Source organism: Paenibacillus sp. P32E, assembly GCF_001909085.1.
GTDB classification, from domain to species: domain Bacteria; phylum Bacillota; class Bacilli; order Paenibacillales; family Paenibacillaceae; genus Paenibacillus_AQ; species Paenibacillus_AQ helianthi.
This window is the reverse complement of sequence record NZ_LVYY01000009.1, coordinates 40,196-58,759: the sequence shown is the minus strand read 5'-3', so window position 1 is coordinate 58,759 and position 18,564 is coordinate 40,196. Positions and strand designations below refer to the sequence as shown.

The 18,564-nt window shown below is 44.9% G+C and carries 25 protein-coding genes; 6 read left to right on the top strand and 19 right to left on the bottom strand.

What is annotated here, in order from left to right:
• The first annotated feature begins 16 nt into the window (after nt 1–16).
• Nucleotides 17–922 (top strand): TIGR01777 family oxidoreductase, encoded by a 906-nt coding sequence (locus A3848_RS10010; RefSeq protein WP_074084818.1) that lies wholly within the window; start codon nt 17–19, stop codon nt 920–922.
• Between the two features lie 16 nt (nt 923–938).
• Here A3848_RS10010 and A3848_RS10005 read toward each other — a convergent pair whose 3' ends face one another.
• From A3848_RS10005 to A3848_RS09935, 14 genes are all read right to left on the bottom strand, one after another.
• Nucleotides 939–2,606 carry a DUF6382 and FHA domain-containing protein gene (locus A3848_RS10005; RefSeq protein ID WP_074084817.1) on the bottom strand — a complete coding sequence of 556 codons (1,668 nt, stop codon included), beginning with the start codon at nt 2,604–2,606 and terminating at the stop codon, nt 939–941.
• A 17-nt stretch (nt 2,607–2,623) separates the two neighbouring features.
• Nucleotides 2,624–3,133, bottom strand: a complete 510-nt coding sequence (locus tag A3848_RS10000; protein ID WP_074084816.1) for an A24 family peptidase — start codon at nt 3,131–3,133, stop codon at nt 2,624–2,626.
• A gap of 2 nt (nt 3,134–3,135) precedes the next feature.
• The gene (locus tag A3848_RS09995) at nt 3,136–4,152 is read right to left on the bottom strand and encodes a TadE/TadG family type IV pilus assembly protein (RefSeq protein WP_074084815.1); all 1,017 of its coding nucleotides are present in this window, start codon (nt 4,150–4,152) and stop codon (nt 3,136–3,138) included.
• A 16-nt stretch (nt 4,153–4,168) separates the two neighbouring features.
• Nucleotides 4,169–6,433, bottom strand: coding sequence for a hypothetical protein (locus A3848_RS09990; protein WP_178381956.1), 2,265 nt, complete (start codon nt 6,431–6,433; stop codon nt 4,169–4,171).
• Nucleotides 6,434–6,496: 63 nt separating this feature from the next.
• Nucleotides 6,497–7,159: a TadE/TadG family type IV pilus assembly protein gene (locus A3848_RS09985; protein WP_074084814.1), complete on the bottom strand. Its 663-nt coding sequence runs from the start codon at nt 7,157–7,159 to the stop codon at nt 6,497–6,499.
• Nucleotides 7,156–7,344 carry a Flp1 family type IVb pilin gene (locus A3848_RS09980; protein WP_074084813.1) on the bottom strand — a complete coding sequence of 63 codons (189 nt, stop codon included), beginning with the start codon at nt 7,342–7,344 and terminating at the stop codon, nt 7,156–7,158. Before A3848_RS09980 ends, A3848_RS09985 begins: the two co-directional genes overlap by 4 nt.
• A 15-nt stretch (nt 7,345–7,359) precedes the next feature.
• A complete protein-coding gene (locus tag A3848_RS09975) occupies nt 7,360–8,232 on the bottom strand; it encodes a type II secretion system F family protein (protein WP_074084812.1) in 873 nt (290 codons plus the stop codon).
• A gap of 314 nt (nt 8,233–8,546) precedes the next feature.
• Nucleotides 8,547–8,750: a helix-turn-helix domain-containing protein gene (locus A3848_RS09970; RefSeq protein WP_074084811.1), complete on the bottom strand. Its 204-nt coding sequence runs from the start codon at nt 8,748–8,750 to the stop codon at nt 8,547–8,549.
• 713 nt (nt 8,751–9,463) lie between these two features.
• Nucleotides 9,464–9,823, bottom strand: a complete 360-nt coding sequence (locus tag A3848_RS09960; protein WP_074084809.1) for a LytTR family DNA-binding domain-containing protein — start codon at nt 9,821–9,823, stop codon at nt 9,464–9,466.
• Nucleotides 9,824–9,834: 11 nt separating this feature from the next.
• Nucleotides 9,835–9,954, bottom strand: a complete 120-nt coding sequence (locus A3848_RS09955) for a cyclic lactone autoinducer peptide (RefSeq protein ID WP_074084808.1) — start codon at nt 9,952–9,954, stop codon at nt 9,835–9,837.
• A 9-nt stretch (nt 9,955–9,963) separates the two neighbouring features.
• The gene (locus A3848_RS09950) at nt 9,964–10,479 is read right to left on the bottom strand and encodes an accessory gene regulator ArgB-like protein (RefSeq protein ID WP_074084807.1); all 516 of its coding nucleotides are present in this window, start codon (nt 10,477–10,479) and stop codon (nt 9,964–9,966) included.
• The gene (locus A3848_RS09945) at nt 10,472–11,098 is read right to left on the bottom strand and encodes a hypothetical protein (protein WP_083612039.1); all 627 of its coding nucleotides are present in this window, start codon (nt 11,096–11,098) and stop codon (nt 10,472–10,474) included. The genes A3848_RS09950 and A3848_RS09945 overlap by 8 nt, the downstream gene beginning before the upstream one ends.
• A gap of 119 nt (nt 11,099–11,217) precedes the next feature.
• Entirely contained in the window at nt 11,218–11,463 is a 246-nt protein-coding gene (locus A3848_RS09940; protein WP_074084806.1) for a hypothetical protein, read from the bottom strand.
• Nucleotides 11,460–11,702, bottom strand: coding sequence for a DUF7667 family protein (locus A3848_RS09935; protein WP_074084805.1), 243 nt, complete (start codon nt 11,700–11,702; stop codon nt 11,460–11,462). The genes A3848_RS09940 and A3848_RS09935 overlap by 4 nt, the downstream gene beginning before the upstream one ends.
• A gap of 441 nt (nt 11,703–12,143) precedes the next feature.
• Between A3848_RS09935 and A3848_RS09930 the strand changes: the two genes are divergently transcribed.
• From A3848_RS09930 to A3848_RS09920, 3 genes are all read left to right on the top strand, one after another.
• Nucleotides 12,144–12,371 (top strand): helix-turn-helix domain-containing protein, encoded by a 228-nt coding sequence (locus A3848_RS09930; RefSeq protein WP_074084804.1) that lies wholly within the window; start codon nt 12,144–12,146, stop codon nt 12,369–12,371.
• A gap of 104 nt (nt 12,372–12,475) precedes the next feature.
• Entirely contained in the window at nt 12,476–12,691 is a 216-nt protein-coding gene (locus tag A3848_RS09925; protein WP_074084803.1) for a type II toxin-antitoxin system HicA family toxin, read from the top strand.
• Between the two features lie 51 nt (nt 12,692–12,742).
• Nucleotides 12,743–13,168: a type II toxin-antitoxin system HicB family antitoxin gene (locus tag A3848_RS09920; protein WP_256702267.1), complete on the top strand. Its 426-nt coding sequence runs from the start codon at nt 12,743–12,745 to the stop codon at nt 13,166–13,168.
• A gap of 53 nt (nt 13,169–13,221) precedes the next feature.
• On the opposite strand, the gene A3848_RS09915 is transcribed toward A3848_RS09920, so the two are convergent.
• The 3 genes from A3848_RS09915 to A3848_RS09905 are packed head-to-tail and all read right to left on the bottom strand — an operon-like array spanning nt 13,222 to nt 14,194.
• On the bottom strand, nt 13,222–13,692 hold the full coding sequence (locus A3848_RS09915) for a YhjD family protein (protein ID WP_074084802.1): 471 nt from the start codon (nt 13,690–13,692) through the stop codon (nt 13,222–13,224).
• 12 nt (nt 13,693–13,704) lie between these two features.
• Nucleotides 13,705–14,004, bottom strand: a complete 300-nt coding sequence (locus tag A3848_RS09910; RefSeq protein WP_074084801.1) for a hypothetical protein — start codon at nt 14,002–14,004, stop codon at nt 13,705–13,707.
• The gene (locus A3848_RS09905) at nt 13,997–14,194 is read right to left on the bottom strand and encodes a hypothetical protein (RefSeq protein WP_074084800.1); all 198 of its coding nucleotides are present in this window, start codon (nt 14,192–14,194) and stop codon (nt 13,997–13,999) included. Before A3848_RS09905 ends, A3848_RS09910 begins: the two co-directional genes overlap by 8 nt.
• Nucleotides 14,195–14,444: 250 nt before the next feature.
• Between A3848_RS09905 and A3848_RS09900 the strand changes: the two genes are divergently transcribed.
• Nucleotides 14,445–16,214, top strand: a complete 1,770-nt coding sequence (locus tag A3848_RS09900; protein ID WP_074084799.1) for a hypothetical protein — start codon at nt 14,445–14,447, stop codon at nt 16,212–16,214.
• 3 nt (nt 16,215–16,217) lie between these two features.
• The gene (locus A3848_RS09895) at nt 16,218–16,547 is read left to right on the top strand and encodes a hypothetical protein (protein WP_074084798.1); all 330 of its coding nucleotides are present in this window, start codon (nt 16,218–16,220) and stop codon (nt 16,545–16,547) included.
• 256 nt (nt 16,548–16,803) lie between these two features.
• Here A3848_RS09895 and A3848_RS09885 read toward each other — a convergent pair whose 3' ends face one another.
• Both A3848_RS09885 and A3848_RS09880 read right to left on the bottom strand, forming a co-directional pair.
• Entirely contained in the window at nt 16,804–17,526 is a 723-nt protein-coding gene (locus A3848_RS09885) for a hypothetical protein (protein ID WP_074084796.1), read from the bottom strand.
• Nucleotides 17,527–17,622: 96 nt separating this feature from the next.
• Nucleotides 17,623–18,498 carry a discoidin domain-containing protein gene (locus A3848_RS09880; protein ID WP_074084795.1) on the bottom strand — a complete coding sequence of 292 codons (876 nt, stop codon included), beginning with the start codon at nt 18,496–18,498 and terminating at the stop codon, nt 17,623–17,625.
• Nucleotides 18,499–18,564: the final 66 nt, after the last annotated feature.

The following is an 18,564-nucleotide window of genomic DNA, read 5'->3' as shown; positions in this document are numbered from 1 at the left end:
CCGAAGGAGCGATTGTATGAAATACGTAATCTGCGGCGGCAGCGGATTTATCGGACGCGAGCTTACCGAATATTGGCTCCAGGGCGGGCATCAGATCATTGTTGTCGGCCGCAAGCAGCCTGAATCCCAGACCGCTGCCCATCCAGGCCTTAGCTTCCTTACCTGGGACAGCCTAGCGTCAAATCCGGAGCTAGCCGAAGGGGCAGATGCGCTGGTTAATCTTGCCGGTTCTTCACTCAGCCAGCGCTGGACCCCAAGCGGCAAAAAGGCCATTATGCAGTCCCGTCTTAAAACCGTCTCGGCAGTGGCCAAGCTTCTGAATGCACTGAAGAACAGACCTTCCGTAGTGATCCAGTCCTCTGCCGTAGCTATTTACGGAACTTCACTGCAGGGTACCTATAACGAAGCCTCTCCGGCTCATGTCATGGACTTTCCTTCCGAGGTTGTTAAGGCTTGGGAAGCGGCTGCGGACGAAGCTTATAAGAACGTAAGAGTGGTCAAGCTGCGCACAGGAGTAGTGCTCGGCAACGAAAGCGGCGCTTTCCCCAAAATGAAGCTGCCCTACATGCTCGGCTTCGGCGGTAAAATCGGCAGCGGAAAGCAGTGGCTGTCCTGGATTGATCTCACTGATATCGTCCGGCTGATCGATTTTTGTGTCCACACTCCCGAAATTGAAGGTCCTGTCAATGCTACTGCCCCGAACCCTGTTACCAATGAGACATTTGGCAAAATGATCGGTAAGGTATATCATCGGCCACACTGGTTCCCCATCCCGTCGTTTCTGCTGAAGGCTGCCGTCGGTGAACTGTCGGAAATCTTACTGGAAGGCCAGCGGGTACTCCCTGCCAAAGCCTTGCAGCACGGGTTTTCCTTTACTTATCCTACCTTACAGCCATCATTGGAACATCTGAAATCGGAATAACAGTCAGCCCCGCCTCTCAGGCGGAACGGAAAGTATAGCATCCTTTTACTATAGTGAACATCGTTCCCTCAGTCAGTGGATACTCCTTGTATGGAATCATCGCCTCTCCCTGAAACAGAGTTCCATTTCTGGAGTCCAGATCCTTCAGGATATATCCTCCCGCACTCTTGGAAATCTCTGCATGCACTCTCGAGACCCCCTCAGACTTCTCCACATACTGAGCTACATCAGGAGATCGGCCGATAAGAAAACTGGGACGGTTCAGTTCGATCTTTTCCGGAATCCCGCCTGCGTTTTCCTGAATTCTTTCAAGATAGGGTATCGCACGCCCCACTTCCTGCTCCTGTTCCTTCCTGGAGTGGGAGTCATGCTGCAGCAGTGCTGTAGCCTCTACAAATAATGGAGGTGTTGGAACCGGTGCTTTGGCTAGACTGCGTTCCGGCCATTCGGTTTTCGTCACCGTAGTGTGAATGTCATTGTGAATAGGGTGCTCCAAGTTTCGTACCGGAACGGGTGCCCTTGAAGTATCTACTTTATTAGAAGAAACTGCAGTGTTTCGGCCAAAGTCCCATTCCAGCTCTTTAGGAGTCCTCCGGCCCTTAGCCCCAATCTCGTCTCCTGCTTCTTCATCTGCCTGGGTACCACCCAAGATCAGCCTTCCACTCCATACCAGCCAGCAGAATACACCTAGCATGACCGTCGCAAGTACACATACAACCATCCAAAGCGGTTTGGGATGGTTCATATATAGGAACTTCCACAACACCGCATCGGCCACAACACCACCCAGCATTGCATAGGTTCTGTAAGCAGAGGTATCGGGAGCCGCTTTGCTCCCAAGATCCCGATCATCCGCCATCAGCTGCTGCTGTTCCTCCTTCAGCTTTAGCCTCGGATAGCCGCTCATCCATGGAGTTGGCTTGGGAGGCTCTGCAGCCACACTCACGAAACTCTGATCCGCCCTGCGCTGCTCTTCACCGGGTAGAGTAACGCCAGGCAATGAACCACTCCGTTTCTGAATACTTCTCTCTACAGCGGGTACATGTACATCAGGCATAAGGGTACTTGGTGCAGGCCGGACAGTATCCGAATGCCATTTTGTCCCTCCACCCTCTGTCAACAGCTCTGCCAGAAGTTCCTTTAGCCCTCCCGGAGTGAACCCCTCCTCCCCGCAGTATTGCAACAGCCTCTGAACCCCGTCACCGGACAGTTCTCTCACGGACGCCATAAGCGCCATAATCAATGCCGTTAGCGCTCTTCCGGCACTCACTGAATTCTCAGCAGACTGCATAGGGAGATAAGTGAGGTATACTTTGCCGCCATGCAGTGGCCCATCGATAAAAATATAATCCTCATGCAGCAAATACTGTTCAGCCTGCAGCATGTACAGGCGCCCCTCTTCCATCCCCGACGCAATCTGCAGCAGCAGTCCGAAGAAATCGGACAAGCCAAGCTTCTCCCCTTTCAGGAGATGACTGAGCATTTTCCGGCGGGACAGCGCATATTCCAGGGTTACCTGCAAATCTATTTCCCGGAGCTGCAGCCTCAGATGATGAGGAATTCCTGAATTCATCAGCATCCGGGCCTGAATCATATTAAGCTCTGCCGGTCTTAGCCCCCCAGGCTTGCTGAGCAGCATCGAAATACCGTCCTGCTGTACAAAATCACGGCTTAATCCGAACAATACTCCTCACCTCTTCATTATAAGTACAAATAAGCACAGATGAACCCCGGCATAACTGCCAGCATAAAAGGGAATTTCAACGCTTCCTTGCTTCCGGTCTTCAATATCCGGGGATCCCTGAGCATTAGAAACCCGGCACTTCTGCTGATAATCCCTCTTACACGGCTTCCCGTTTCATGTTTTGCGAGAACGATAATCCAACCAATTACTGCACCGAACAATACAGAATAGACAGTGACCTGCAGTGTGAACAATATCCCAGTCCAGGCACCGATTCCCGCAAAAAGCTTCACATCCCCAGCTCCAACCGCCCCCAGAACATGCATGATCAGCAGCAGCAAAAACCCTGCACCTGCACCACATATAGCCGTTAGGATTCCGTGACGTCCATTCATCACACCCTGCGCAATCAGTCCTACGATCAATAGCGGAAGCGTAATCCAGTTCGGTATTCTCATGAAACGGATATCCATAAGGAGTGCCGCTGCGAGAAATAGCAGGCAGCTCCAGAATGCCCATACCGTCATTATCATTTCACTTCTTTCACTTGATTTCTTTTCACCACTGTAAAGGTCGCCTCCAGAGAGGTTCCATCCTCCAGCTGAATAACAAATGGCCATGTACCCGGAGTAGTGTTAACCCCGATTTTCCATTCCCACTCAAGATATCCGTTCGCATCCGCCTGCTTCCACCCTAAATATTTAGCCGTACTCTGACCGCTCTTGTAGAAGATAGACAGACTGGCAGAAGCATTAGGCGGTATCTTAACCCGGATCCTGCCCTGATCATTCGCTACTCCTGGATTTGGTTTCTCCAGAATCACAATAGTGCTATGGTCATCTTCACCTGCTGAGCTGTCTTCATCGCCTTCCGCATCTGTATTCCCTATCCACAAGCGCTCCACCGCACTGGCCTCAAGCACAATGCGCTGATTCAGAAAAGGTACCTTCATCGGCAGCGCATAACTCACCACAAGTCCAAAGTATGGCCGCGACCCCGTCTTCAGGTCCGGGACAATCACATTCGAAACATGTATGCGGTCATAATCCAGCCAGTCTGTGGATAGATAAGGTTTCATTACAGGCTTGAGCGCTAGATCCAGTACGCCTTCGGATGCCTCTGCCTGTAGTTCCTGCAAAGGTTCTTCACCCCGCTTTACAGCTGCGCTAACCCAATCCGCTATTGGTTCAGGCAAATCTGCCACATAGCTGTCACTCCACTCTTCAAGTGAGAGCCGCGGAACGCTCCATTTATACGTGGATGCAGCACCGTCCGAAGCCGCTCCCGCTCCGCCAGGACCACCGGCAGCATCTCCTTTCTTGTCCTCCCATTTCTGTGCTGCCAACGCAGCAGGGTACATATGAGTCGAGATCACTTTTACCGTATCCGAAGCCGTGCTCTGCAGCGCAGTTGAATATAAGGTCATTTGCACGATGAAGATCAGGAACAGGACAAAGAGCAGAAACATAGGAAGGACCATTGCGGCTTCTACTACCATACTGCCTTCAGATCCCGGATTTTTTTGCTTCCGATTCCCATACCCCACCTGGTTCCACCTCCCGCTAGTAAGAAAAATCAGCCTGCACAGTCCGGTAATATAATTTGCCCTTCACTTCACCGGAAAGACCTGTACCATAATCCAGCAGCTTCACCACTCCCGGCAAAAACCATAATGGCATAGCCATCTTGATATCCGCTGCTGTGTATGTATATTTCTCATCCAAGTTGCTTCCTGTATTCAGCCGGATTAAGGCCAGCATACGCGACAATTGAACGTCGCCCCCTCCATGCAACACCAGAAACAGCCGCAGATAGTCCCGGTAGCTCAGCTTGACAGGTATGTATTTGGACAGTGGAATTTCACCATTTTTACATAACAGCAGCATATCCTGTACTGCCTGCTCAACTCCGTACAGAAGTGCTGCTGCCAATATCAGCAGCGGATTGGCAAGCCCCGCACGTTCTGTAAATCCCTCCATGGTACGTATAGCCAGCCGCACTGCAAAAATCTCCCCGTAAGCTGCCGCTATATTCCCGGCAGGGTTATAAAATCCATACAGAATATACTCCAGCTCCTGGGCATTAGGATCAAGCTGATCCGCCAGCCTTCCTGCTCCTTCATTTACAGAGCCTGAGGCCAGACCGGCCAGCTGTGAAATATCAAAGGGAGGAAAATACAGCGCCGAATACTCTGTCTGAAATAGCCTGTCCCTGGCCCCCTCCAGCACATTGCCCATTGCAGCATAGAGACTGTCCACTTTAACCATAGAGGCGCTCCCGGCAGTATAGGGATTCTGATCAGCAGTCCCTGGCTCAGTTGGCTGATCCACTCCCGTGTTGAAAGCGATATTGTCGTTGTAATACTTATGCAGAGTCTGATAACGTTTCATAGCTTCCCCGGCGCTCGCGCCAAGACCGCGAATCTGATCCAGCAGCTTCATGGCCTCGCTAAGCTTGCCTTTAGCTTCCTGCTCCACTTGCTTACGCTGGTTATCATATGTGCGATGTGCTTCAATTTGAGCACTTTCGGAAGCAATCAGCGTCCCCGCGTTTCCATAATTGCGCAAATAATTATTCACCGCTTCCGAAGCGTTGAGAATACTGGCATTCATGCTGGAAACGTCGGCATTAAGTCCCGAAGCCGGGCTCAAGCTTCCTGGCAAAAGAACCACCTTCGGTACCACGGCCTGTGAAGCTGTCAGCTGTGCTGACAAGCTATTTTCCATCGTGCTGACCTCGTTTGCTGTGAGGATAAGCGAATCTTCCTGCTCGCGCAGCTTTTTAATGGGATCTGCACTTAACTCAGCTGAAGTGTCCGGGATATCCCAGTCTCGGGCTGAATTCTGCGCATCGTCCGGCCCGCTGTTTCGTGACTGCTCAAGCAGGCTTTTCATTTGGGCATTCAAAGTTTTCGCCCGCTCCAGCGCGGCTGCCGCCTCCTCCAAATAACGCGATTGTTTCTCTTGATAAGAAGCCTGTGCATCAGGAAACCGGGCAAGCAGTTCACCGGATTGCTGTATATAAGCCGCCAAAAGCCCCTGGTACTGTGCAGACCTTTTCTCATCACGATACAAATCAGCATAATATTTGCCCACATAGTCGCCGTACATAGCCGCAATATCCGCAGCAGTGCCAATGGTGCCTAATGTAGCGGGTATCATTCTACCACCAGGTGGATTCATGATCAGCTCCTGCAGTGCTTGTCCACTCTCCCCTGCCTGCTTCCGCGACTTCAGCATCTGATCCAGCGCTTCCTCACGCTCATCATACAAAGGCTGAAGCTTGCCGAGCACCTTGGTTGTCCGTGAAGCCTCACCCATGGCCGCAGACAGCGGCTTGAATTTGCCAGCCAGCTCTAGGGCGAAATCAATCGGCGCCTTGTACTTCATCTCTTCCACAATCTGCCGCCGGAAAATGTCATAGCTTCCAAGCGGGCGGCTCCAGCTTAAGGAGGAGGAATCCAGACCCAAGGGCAGAAGATTAAACGAATCACCGCGCCCGCTCTCATACAGATTATCATTCAGCACACCGGCCAAAAGCTGATCACCGTCATTGCCGCCATAGGCGAACAGTCCGTATTTATCTTTCAGTTCGATATCATATGAAGACATTACTGAGCGGACTGCAGCTCTGGCCAAACGCTCTTCCTGGACGTTTACAGCCGCAATGCGTGCATAGTCAATCAGCACTGCGGTAAATAGAAAGACAAATGCCAGCACCATAATTAAAAAGATAGAGACTGAACCTTCGGATCGGGTATACCCGTTGACCATGTATCTTACCACTCTTTCAAAAGTATGCCCTTTCTCTGCCTTCAAGCGTGTCATATCCTCCTTTCGCCCCTCAGTTGCTGTCCCATATTCATTAGGAATTAAGCTAATTCAACTTGTTTAATGCAGCTTGCTCATCATGACGGCAGCATTTTTCTTGTCCATGCCTGTCCCTGACTTGGCGCTATCCGCATTACCCTTGAATTTGGCTCCATAATAACGCATTAGATCAACGGTGCGGATGAATTCAACAGGTTCAGCAATTACGGACCGGGCCTGCACCACCGGCACTGCCTTGTCGGACAGAATTTCGTCCAGCACAGGCAAATTCAGTACCCGCTTCAGCTCTGCGCTTACTTTACGTCCCGTAAGGCTATACGCATAGTTCATCTCTCCTGGCATATTTGCCGGAACCATAGCGGATGCATGCGTAAGCTTGACCACAGGCAGAGTGCCTCCATCCCCGGCAGCAGGCAGCGTAATAGCTGCTCCGCCCTCTGGCGCACCGATACCGAACAAAGAGGAGAGCAGATCGTCGTCGCCAATACGCCAATAGAGAGAATCATATTCGCCAATGGCGTAAGAACCCTTCGTTTCTTTGTGGCTGTTATCCCAATTGTAAGCAGCGCGTTCCGTAGCGGCTGAAGCTACCTGCAGAAGCATCGACTTCTGGTAGCTGTACAAGCAGAAGAACAGCAGCAGCATAGTGATGCACATAATGATCGGCAACAATAGAGAGGCTTCAATAGTAAAGCTGCCCTCGTCTTTCCGGAGTGTGCTCACTCAAAAACTTCCTGGCTCTTTTCACCCGCTGTAGCAATCAGATCTTTTACGACCTTCACAATTTCCGTACGGAATATTAATACTACTGCAATCAACACAGCGATGATCATAATCATCTCCAATGTACCTAGTCCTTCCTCATCCTTCCAAAAGCGCTTTACAGCTTCCACCATCATTGAACTCATACACAGCTTCCTCCTCTACATTTTGAGCATCATGAGCGCCGGTGCTCCCACCAGCACAATAACAATTAAAAAGATGACCACCATCGGAAAAACCAGCTTCGAGGAAGCCTGTTCCCCGCGCGTCCGGCTGACAGACTTCCGCTTCTCCCAGAGTATCCGCGAGAGGTCACGCAGCGACAAGACAAAATCCGCTCCACCCCTACGGTAATTAAGCAGAACAGTGGTAGTGAACAAAGAAACCTCCTGTACCGCACAGCGTTTGCTGAAATTCTCAAAAGCTTGCTGAAACGAATAGCCGCTGTCCCACTCGGCAGTCATTTTGTGCAACTCCTTGTAAAGCGGATGTGCCATGTCCCCTTTGCGGCTTTCCACACAACGGATGATTGCTCTCTGCACCGTCTCACCTGCACCTACCAGGAGCACGATGCTGTTCAGCAGTTCCGGCAGCTCAAGCATGATATTCTGCTCCCGCAGACGCACCTTCTTATGCAGGTCACTGACCAGGGCAAACGGCAATATTACCGCCAGCATCCCTCCAAGTGCAATCCCGGCTTTCTCCCCGCTAAATAGCGCGTACGCACATCCAGCTGTCAGGAAGAGCCAACTGTAGGTGATCATTTCTCCCATGAAAAGCAGTGTCCGCTCTGCGCTGTAACGGTTGCCGTAGGTCCGCTGAAGTGAGCGCTGAATCCGGAACATGACAGCTGGAATGTGGCTTCCAAGCTTCCAGGTGTCGATCAGCCAAAGGAAGGGTTCACCCAGCCGCCGCAGGCGCAGCCCTTCCATTGGGAGTGAGCGTAGCCCGGAGTAGCGAGAGCCGCATTTCAGGAGGAGCAAACCCCAACCATGTGTCAACACCAACGTGATGGTGCCGCTTAGCCAAATCATTTATTTCACCTCCTTTACAGTGGAATATTCATGATTCTGGAAGTCCACAGATAACACAGAAACAGCAACCCGAGAGCAAGTGTAGATATCGCTATACCTGCACCTGTATACATAGGCTCCATATCATTTATTGAGGGAATCCATGTTACTCAGAGAGAAAGCAAGACCATGAATGCATGATGCTACAACATATAAGAGGGAATTCAAAGCCATTCGGAAGTAAGCGGAAAACTATAAGAAACGTCAACTTTGTGGGTATTTTATGGGTAAAAAAAGAAGAGAACCTATGGAGTTACCATGGGTTCTCTTCTTTTTTATTCAAAGCATATTTGATCAACCGTTGTGTGATATATTTTCGCTAAAATAAGCGCTTCGCTTGCAGGAACTTCACCAGGCGCCATTTCATACCCAATTATATTCTCTCTGGGGAGTTTAGTTAAAATAGATACTTCTTCTAGTGTCTTGCCTGCTCTAATCCGTGCAGCCCTTAAGCCTAAATTTTTATGTGGTTCTCCCATTGTTAATACCTCTCTCTATGTATCATTTACAATGAATACTAATTTTACTTGTCAATAGGGATTTAGAATTTGAACCCTGTTACCAAATAGTTCGAAATGTGTTACATTAAAAATGAAAAATTAATTAAATTCTCACACAAGGGTTTGCCATCCAGGGCAGACCCTTGGTCTTTTTTATACTAAGTGTTATAATTCGTTCGAACATCATCACCTCTTTATGTGAAATTTTAATAGGAGGTTATCATGGCACTAACCCGAGGGGAGTGCCTGTTGCGTTCCATTCGGATAAATAAAAAGTTAACTCAGGATCAATTATCCGAAAAAGTTTACAAGAAGACCGGGATAAAAATGTCAGCTGCAATGATCTCTTTATTTGAAACCAGCAAACGTCCCATGTCCCCCCTTCAAATGAGAGCAATGTGCATCACTTTGAAGTGCAAAGAGTCTCAATTGTATAACTGGAAATTATAGCAACGGGACAGAGTAGTTTTAACTACTCCCCAAAGCAATGTGTCAACAATACTGAAATATAATATATTGTCAATATTTTTTATCTCCAGCTTTTATAATTACACTTTATACCATATTTGTGCATATTCATATTCTTTCTCGCACGCTCAAATTATCTAATGCAAAATTTAGTTTCGACAACATTTTTGGCATATACATGTTATAATGATTATTTAATAAAAAAAGCCGCCTCGCGGCGACTATTAGGATTGATAAGAATAACTTACTTTTTTAGATACAGCTTTAAATCTTGATTCAGCAAAGGGGCAATATTTACCACTGGCATCATCCTCGAAATACCCTCGATATAATGCTTTGTCCATAACTTTTATTTTACTAAGGTTTGCTATCCCATTGCGATCAGCACGAACGAATCTATGTCCATTACGGTTTAATAATTCAAGCCAATAAACTAAAGTTCCGACAGTATAAAACACTTCATCTTTTGTATGAACTAAGATTCTATTTATTGCCCTGTAATACTCCAAATATAATATTCTGTCTACACCCAAAAGAGCGAGTCCTTCGCCATTGCTATTCTTTGTTACCGATATTTTATCCATAAGGTACTCTCCTATTTTAATAGTTCTTCAGGAGTATCTGCTTGGTAGACGAATAAGAAACTCGCTGTAGATACAACTCCTTCAGCAATTGTAGAAAGAAATGTTGCTGCTGCATATGCCAGTGTCATCATGATGTCTGTTCACCTCCTTGGCTTAATTAAAGTAATTGACTGAATAAAAAAGCTTACTGAAACGATAGGGGAAGAAATTAAAAAATTCATACTGACTAATAAGGCGGAAACGATCTTTAAATGAGGATAATATTTTTCAGGTATTCGGGACTGCCTTTCAATGCGCGATGGAGCAAAAATCAAAACGAGAGCCACGCTTGTTATATTGAGCAAAAAGATGGATGTTTGATTAGGATTTGTAAATGATATGAAAGTCATTATTCCAGTAGTTAAAGCTATACAACCCATTCCTGACTTTAGATGGATCCCTCCTGATAATTGTCTCAACACCGCGAAGGACAGAAGCGCAGTTATCGCCGCCCCCACTTTATTAGTGAACAATGCGATAATGACTGTAAGTGAGACGATCGCAAATGCATTAATCAACAAGGCGAGCGAAAAACTTAATACAGCAATTGATGCAGGATGAGTCGGAGCTGCTTCTTTGATCTTGCTAGCAATCTTCAGAGCCAAAACATTAATCATCTGCCCTCTCCTTTTTAATTGAATAATACAAAAAGTAAAATAGTGATAGTATGAAGAACGCACTCAACTTACTGATATTTTCTTGATACATGAGCACTGCAAACAAAATAATTGTTGCTGCAATACAACCAACTACAATAAATATTTCTTTTTTAATCTTCAACTTTTCGAAATCAAAACTAAATCCTTTTCCGTGCCTGTAAAGAAACCACGCTAAAACTGTATCCAACATAAACGAAAGAGTTTGGAGTATATAGCCGTTTATAGTTGAACTTTCGACAGTGCCAATAGAGCCAAAAATAAGGACTAAAAGCGATGCTTGGAGGATACTGAATACTAAATATCCGGTCACCGTGATAATTGCTGAACCCAAAATTGATTCTTTGACGAAAATTGTAATAAAAGTTATAAATAAGAAGATATTTATAACTGGGACTAAATAAGACAGTGATAGTTCATTTCGAAGCATGTAACTCTGAAAATTCATTATCAAGATCGTAAATAATGCAGGCCACATAAATTGAGTAATCTTCAATCTAAAAACGGAAAGCATGAGAGCCAGCAAACCAATTCCTTCAATTGTTGAAAAAAACATAAATCCTACCGGTTCCCATGACAACGCATAACACCGCCTGACATAATTTTCATTCAATAGATTAATTATATATCTCTGGTCCTATATGAGTATAGTGGAATTAACGTTATATCCTCTTGCCAGGCGGCAAGTTTTACGAATATTCACACATCAAATTCAGCCCACCCAGTCGGCAACTTTTCTTCTTGCTTCGGCTCAAGATATTCGGCCTCTACCAATACCAGGAATACCCCTCCAATCTCTACACTTGCCCCTTTGATCACCATTGTCTTATCTAATGTAAAAGCCTCCCCTACACCTACAACTATGCCCTCGGATCCTCCATACCCGCTCTTGTGTCCATCAGCGATACGGACCGGCAGACCTTCTATTAATTTTTCGAATCTCATAGTATGGCCACCTTCCCAGTACGACGCAACCAATCCATCTGTGCGGTAATATGCGCTTCCCACTTCACATCTTTTGTGATTCTGGCCTGGATCAATTGGGTATTCAGGAAATTCATGTCCAAGCAGTAATCGGCATTCACTTTCAGACAATGCTGCAGTTCGATACCCAGTTCATCTGTTAATCTACCTTTCAGATTCTCCAGAAAGATTTCGGCCATTCTCTGATGTGCAGGTAACATACTTAATCACTCCTATACATGTGAGGACGCGCGCTGCCCTCTTATGGCGGATTCCGCGACAGCCACGCATTCCCTGCGGTACTGTTTCGGCTCCTATCCCTGGAGCCATCGTCAGACGGATATTCAAACCTTACCAGTGCGTACTGCCCAATCAGCCCACAGTTCGTAGTAATGATCCCAGCAATCGTCCTCGCTCAATCCATCTTCCATCCAGTTAGCGAATCTATATTCTCTCTTTCCAAACTCCTCATCCTGAAATTGCTGCTCTGTGTGGGGTGGTATCTTCACCATCCTTCATCCCTCCCGCGTATACCCGCCGGTATTGTCTGACACTTAATTAGTGTCGTTTGATGCATTCAATATATCACGACTCTATTTTAGTGTCAATAACTAATTGACACACTTTTCGAGTCATTGTATGCTTGTCCTGAGGTGGTTATTATGAAGAAAGTCAGATCGAACCTAAAAAAACTCGCCAACGATAAGGGCAAGTCAATTAGGCAAGTTGCAAAGGATATAGACTACAGGTTCGAAACCGTCCGGCAGATGTATAACGATGAATCAAAACACTTCCCTCGGGATCTCTTAGACAAGCTATGTGCATATTTTGAATGCGATATAAGTCAATTACTTGTTTATGAAGATAATGAAGAAAACCCGCCAGTATAATATACTGACGGGTCCCCCTTTATTGAACGCGCATAATAATGCGCATTATTATATTGACGCGCATTATTATGCGTGTTATAATAGTATCAGAAGGGAGGGAGGCAGTGGGAAAACAAGTCACAGTAAGGGAAATGCTTAAAGCCTTGAAGGATGCCGGATTCATTCCATCCCCTAATCACGGCGGACGCGGAAGCCATCAACGATACATACACCATAAAGACCCAACGCGATACGCTGATGTGAGCATCCACGCTCAAGGCCAAGTGATTCCGAAAGGAACGCTCAAGAGCATAGAACGAACTTCCGGGGTTGAGTTTTAGCCCCGGAGTTTTCCCTTATCTCCCTTCACAAAATAAAGGAGCGTGAGCAAATTGGCAATTCTAGTGCCCCGCTATATTTATCCTGTAGTTGCTGAACAAGGTGAGGATGGCGGGTTTGGCTTGTACTTCCCGGACTTCCCAGGCACTGCTGTTATGGCGCCAGATATTCATACTGCAATCAGAGACGCTAAGGACATGCTGATTAACCTCCTACTGGACATTGAGGACAAAGGGGAAAACGCACCCCCTCCTTCCACTCCTGATCAAATTCAGCTTGAAGATCCGAGCGATAAGATTGTATTTATTGATGTCTATATGCCACCATTCCGAGATGAAGCCGCGAATAAATCAGTATCAAAAAACTGTACTATGCCAAAGTGGCTCCGAGAAGCAGCAGATGAAGCCGGCTTGAATTTTTCACAGATTCTGCAGAATGGGCTGAAAGAAGCCTTAGGTTTAGATCAACGTAAATCTTGATGCTTATTTAACAAAATGCCCCGCCAGTATAATCACTGACAGGGCATTATTTATTAAAGGTGCTCTTTCAATATCGTTCCCAGCTCGGCTGTATACTTGGTCAACCTCAAGCTTATCTCCGTCCGCATTACATCCCGGGTCATCCCAAACCGCTCCTGATATCCACGACATAAGATTTTATGATAAACCAAGAATTCCTCTTGCTCATCAGCCAGTACCTTGATGTTCCTCTGCTTCAGCTCTTTTTGCAACTGATAGGTATCTTGCATGATTCTTCGCTGGATGGCTTGACCTGCCATCAAATAGGCGCGTGTCAGGATGTTACTGGAGTGCTCGATCTCCTTAAGGCTCTTGCCAACCATTGTATCTATGTAAGGAAGCAAAATGAGGTCGCGTACCATTGTCCGCTCTTCAATCGTTATCAATTTATCTATAGGTTCGTGCTGCTGCTCCTCGTACTGCTCAACATGCTCCGTCATAATCATTTTGGTTTTCCACCGCTCATTCCCCTCCAATTTAGACACTGTAACCCCTCCTTAATGATACAGCCAGTAATCAATGTTATTCCCCTCTATTCGGCTCTGCACGCCCCGCTCTTGTGAGGTATCATACGGCACGTTACGTTCCCAGCCCTCGAGGATGGATGCTGTCTGGATAGGCTTGGATACGCTCCATTGTATGTAATTTTCGGCGGCCAGGACTTTAAACGCCTTTGTGATCTCCACAGGCCGTCGCCCGCTCAATCGTCCCAGCTCCTTAATGTTGGGCATCCGTCTGAAATGATAACGGAACTGAGATATGATCCGCAGCAGCTTACGGGGAGTATCGTCAAGCATGCTGCTTCTCTACTACCAGCCTCCAGGAAAGTATACTGGCAGTTAAGAATACGCGCGGCGCGCCGGTGGTCAGACAAGTGGCCCGGATACGTCCGTCACGGATGCCGTTCACTTCGATCTTCCGCTGCGTAATCTTGCCCGCTTTGTCCAGGTATATAATTTCGATGGTTTGGCCGATGCTCATCCTCATGATTGATCGCCTCCAATAAAATAAGAACGTTTGTTTGTATTATAACCAAACATACGTTCTTTATACAATGAGTAAGATATTCTTTGATTGGGATAAAAAAGAATTTTATCGTGTTCACTCACTTTATTGTATATATAGGATTTTTTGTTTAGACAAATCAGGATATTTTTTGTATTTTTATTAAATATTCACTGTTGATCCATCTTTAACGTGATCAGCCGAATAAAAAGTACATAAGGAGACGATTTGTTTGGCACGTAAAATACTTACAATCATTCTGATACTCAGCTTTGCATTTGGTTCTACAGTTGTGAATTATCCTAAGACAGTACATGCCATGCCGGTACTCAAGGAAGCCACAAAATGGACTATAAAAGAAGCTTTGAAAAAAAAGACTAAATCAATGGTAGAGTCGACGATCGTAAAAGAAGGAGTTCGCACAACTGAAAAAAAAGCACTAGAAAAAGCAAATGAACGTTGGTTTCAGCGTCTTACGGCAGAAGAGGTTGCAGGATTGGAAAAAGCGGTGGAACGGGCTGTACCTGCAAGTACTCCAGGCTGGTTAAAAACAGTTGTGGGAGCAGGGATGTTTTTAACGGGTGCGGATTTGATGTCGGATATATACGATGCTACAAGTAATCTAATCAGCGTACCGTTTTACACACCAGATGCTACACTTGCTTATTCAGACCCTAATAGTATTGTGCAAGGATACAACGGTCTGACATTGAGCTTTATACCCTTTGTTAATGATATAACTCAAAGTTGGCCTGTTATGTATTCAACTAAATATAGATACTCATTTTCGATTCTTACAAATTGGGGATCGGATATATTTACTGTTAATCCGGGCGAAGAATCTAAGGTGTCAGCATCGTTTTACGATCGTGCGCCATTATTGGCAGCCGATGTAACACTTTTTTATAATGGCAGATACACAAAAACCACCTATGTCCCTTATCCACAGGCATGGGCAGGGGATGGTAATCAGTATTACGTTAATGATTATACATCAGGCATAAGTTACAACTATGATTATCCAATGCCGCAAACATTACCAATGCCCTCGGATATGCAAGATGCTTGGCCGGGTGAGTCAGAGGCGGTTGAAATACTATTTCCTGATCCGGATTTTTTTCCGGATACGACTGCAACGGTTATTGCTAATCCAAAAATCATTACTAATCCGATACCGGAGACAATGCCAGAGCCATCACCTACAGCAATACCTACAGCACAGCCAACGCCGCAACCTACTGTTGATCCCAGTACTACTCCAGAACCAACTGACGACCCGGCTCCATCAGCAACGCCTAAACCTTCTATAGATCCTACACCATCTCCGGTACCTAGTCTACAGCCAACTACTCCCCCGGTAATAGATGGAGGAGATCCTAATCCTACAACACCTCCGGATGACGAATACGATGAGGATGATGAAGATGACATTGATCATCCAGTTATTGATTCACCTGCAACTCCGGAAGAAGCACTAGCAAAAGGTTGGGAGGATGTCACCCCGCCGCTTATAAAGGAATACAAGGACCCAAAAACAGGAACAGTCTTAAAATTTAATACAAAAACTCGGGAAATTACTTATACCAAATATTTTGGTGTTGATATTGTAAATGCTGGAGGAAAAAAACTAGGTGAGATAGATGAAATTGATATGGAAAATAAAATATTTTATGAGGATAAGTCTGCTAAAGGGCTTTATATTATTCCACCTGGAAAAGATAAGCCTAACCAAACCCCTCAAGAATGGGCCGATCATCAAATACGGGATAAGACTTCAGTACGAATAAATAGCGCTCTTAAGGATGGTGTGGCTACAAAGCCAACCCCTGAAGGATCAAAGATAGTACCGGATATTGAATCTTTCAGGACCTTCCGTGAATTTATTTTCAGAATGAATGCAGACACGGTAGAATTAAGAGATGCCACTGAGAATGCTCTATACGATCTCAGACAGACGTTTCCTGACTATAAATTTAGTGCCACATTTGGAGAGGTGGATTGAGAAATGGCAATTAGTGTGATTATAAACAACCCACAAAATGAATTTGAAAAAAAGTTTTACATTCAAATTGCGTATTTATCTTTTTTCAGAAGATGCTGGATACCTGGCATTAACGAACTAGGTTTGAAATGGGTTGAACTTTTTGAGTCAGGCGTTAACGTAAGCGAAGAAGATTTGCCCATCATTCTTGATGAATTAAATCAATTAAAAAAATGGGCATACATTAATTTAAAGGATACTGACAAAGAATATTTCTTCGAAAACTTCGATCCGCTTGTGGAAGAATTACCCACTGCATTTCAACGTAAAGATACCACTGTCTTTATTGGATAATTAGTTAAAACAAAAGACCCGTCAGGCATAAGCCCGGCGGGTTATTTTATGTATACTCTAAATTCAAACCGTTCCCGAATAAAACGGCCATCGGCTATCTTGATACTCTCTAGGGAATATCCCTCTACTATCCCTCCATAATCTATGATATGTCCTTCCGGATCATCTTCTGGCCTAAACCATACAGATACCTTAGACTGCGTCAGGGCTGCGACCAGGAAGTCTGTGTCACTCTCCAAGACTTTGTATGTAGTACTCATACTTTTAGCCTACTGAGAATTTCTTGTAACAATATTTCAGTATTAGCTCTGAATGGCTCCAGTTGATTTTTTGTTGGAAGTTGATCTTTTCTCCCTATCATATTGTGTGTATGAAGATCTGCAACTTTCCTGAGATTATTCTCAAGTGGCGATAATAATTCTTGAACACTTCTTTTGCTATTACTAACCACTTGAACAAAGGTGGCCTGCCCAAAAATTGGAGGAACATAATTTATGAGCACTCTTATTAATAACGCCACTGATATATAATTCTCCAATCGATAATTCCAGTTTATCTCATTACATAATTGTACAAGTTTTTTCATACCAAATTCCTTATTGTTTAACTTACCTAAATCCTCAATTAACTCTTTCGATATGTAATCGTCATTTATAAAACTATGTTCGTAACTAGGATTGGTCAAATAATCTTTTATTTCTTCCATAATAGGAGAAATCTCAGCTTTAGCATCATAAACATCATAAATATTATTTAAATCTATATTAAGCATTTCGACTTGTTTTTTTAAAAATCCACTGTCTAGTCTCACACCATAATATTTGAATTTTGTTAACAAATGACTAAATCCATAAACCACTGCGGTTTGTTCATCCGGATCATCACTTGGACCACAAAATCTAAATCCCTCAATCTCAGAAATAATTCCTTGTAATTTATTTATTATCCGCTTGTCTATCACAATCACCTTCTCATTCATTTGAAATAGCTAAAAAATTCCAAAATACCCCACCAGTGCTTGGCAGGGTATACTCTCTTAGAACTATCTTATCGCTACTGGAACAATGTGTAAATGCTACTTTGCAGAATATTCGTCCACGCTGAATGTAAGTATCTTATCGAAGATCACATATTCTTTACGGCTACTGAACGGTCCCTTATTATTGTCATGCTTGTTAATCCCATAACGTGTAGTTCCTGAAGCAGTATCGTACCAGTTAAGAAATGCATTGACTTCAGACATAGGAAGATCGAATTCCTTTTCAAGACCAGTATTCATCGTTACAACCAGGATTGCACGGTCTCCTGTAGGCTGTTCTGGCGTTGGTGACGGAGTTACTATTGGTGAAGGTGTGGCCGTAGGTGTTGGCGTGGCCGCTGATTTCTCGAACATACTAAGCTCATGGATTGTAAGATTTACAGTATTTTTTGTCGAACCGTTATTAGCCGATATATTTAATCGATATGTCTTATATGCTGTATCATTATTAAAATCGAATTCCTTTTCCACTCCCCCAGACCAATTAGTAACGTCTGTTCGAGAATCAAGAATTACCCAATTAGTTCCATTATTTGAACCTTCAAAGGTCCATGCTTTTGGTGTAAATGTTTCTAAACCATCAAGAACATTCCCCTTAGAGTCGCTATAATAAATTGTGTACTTATTGATAATAATCTTTTGAGTAAATTCATAGGATAGCCAACCGCTTGTCGAATTCGTCCCCCATGCTTTCCAACCAGAATCGTCCGCATAATATTTAAATCCATCAAACGCCTTCCAGGCTGGGGTACCGGAATACGATGAGCTTGATGAAGCTTTGCCAGATGGAACAGTATCAGAAGTCATTATTGGAATTGCACTCTTTTCAGTTGCTGTATCTGCTTTTGTACTAGAAACAAAAACAAAAATTAATAGTAGGGACAATAGTATGGGTGTAACAATCTTCTTCAATCAATCCATCTCCTTTAATATGTATGCATCAAGCCTACACTAAATAAAGGCGAACAAACAGTCTGT

What these genes read in the sequence shown, in the direction of transcription:
- A3848_RS10010 (WP_074084818.1), top strand. Translation starts at nt 17, where the DNA reads ATGAAATACGTAATCTGCGGCGGCAGCGGATTTATCGGACGCGAGCTT.
- A3848_RS10000 (WP_074084816.1), bottom strand. Translation starts at nt 3,133, where the DNA reads ATGACGGTATGGGCATTCTGGAGCTGCCTGCTATTTCTCGCAGCGGCA.
- A3848_RS09990 (WP_178381956.1), bottom strand. Translation starts at nt 6,433, where the DNA reads ATGACACGCTTGAAGGCAGAGAAAGGGCATACTTTTGAAAGAGTGGTA.
- A3848_RS09980 (WP_074084813.1), bottom strand. Translation starts at nt 7,344, where the DNA reads ATGAGTTCAATGATGGTGGAAGCTGTAAAGCGCTTTTGGAAGGATGAG.
- A3848_RS09975 (WP_074084812.1), bottom strand. Translation starts at nt 8,232, where the DNA reads ATGATTTGGCTAAGCGGCACCATCACGTTGGTGTTGACACATGGTTGG.
- A3848_RS09970 (WP_074084811.1), bottom strand. Translation starts at nt 8,750, where the DNA reads ATGGGAGAACCACATAAAAATTTAGGCTTAAGGGCTGCACGGATTAGA.
- A3848_RS09960 (WP_074084809.1), bottom strand. Translation starts at nt 9,823, where the DNA reads ATGGATAAAATATCGGTAACAAAGAATAGCAATGGCGAAGGACTCGCT.
- A3848_RS09955 (WP_074084808.1), bottom strand. Translation starts at nt 9,954, where the DNA reads ATGATGACACTGGCATATGCAGCAGCAACATTTCTTTCTACAATTGCT.
- A3848_RS09950 (WP_074084807.1), bottom strand. Translation starts at nt 10,479, where the DNA reads ATGATTAATGTTTTGGCTCTGAAGATTGCTAGCAAGATCAAAGAAGCA.
- A3848_RS09940 (WP_074084806.1), bottom strand. Translation starts at nt 11,463, where the DNA reads ATGAGATTCGAAAAATTAATAGAAGGTCTGCCGGTCCGTATCGCTGAT.
- A3848_RS09935 (WP_074084805.1), bottom strand. Translation starts at nt 11,702, where the DNA reads ATGTTACCTGCACATCAGAGAATGGCCGAAATCTTTCTGGAGAATCTG.
- A3848_RS09930 (WP_074084804.1), top strand. Translation starts at nt 12,144, where the DNA reads ATGAAGAAAGTCAGATCGAACCTAAAAAAACTCGCCAACGATAAGGGC.
- A3848_RS09910 (WP_074084801.1), bottom strand. Translation starts at nt 14,004, where the DNA reads ATGCTTGACGATACTCCCCGTAAGCTGCTGCGGATCATATCTCAGTTC.
- A3848_RS09905 (WP_074084800.1), bottom strand. Translation starts at nt 14,194, where the DNA reads ATGAGGATGAGCATCGGCCAAACCATCGAAATTATATACCTGGACAAA.
- A3848_RS09895 (WP_074084798.1), top strand. Translation starts at nt 16,218, where the DNA reads ATGGCAATTAGTGTGATTATAAACAACCCACAAAATGAATTTGAAAAA.
- A3848_RS09885 (WP_074084796.1), bottom strand. Translation starts at nt 17,526, where the DNA reads ATGAATGAGAAGGTGATTGTGATAGACAAGCGGATAATAAATAAATTA.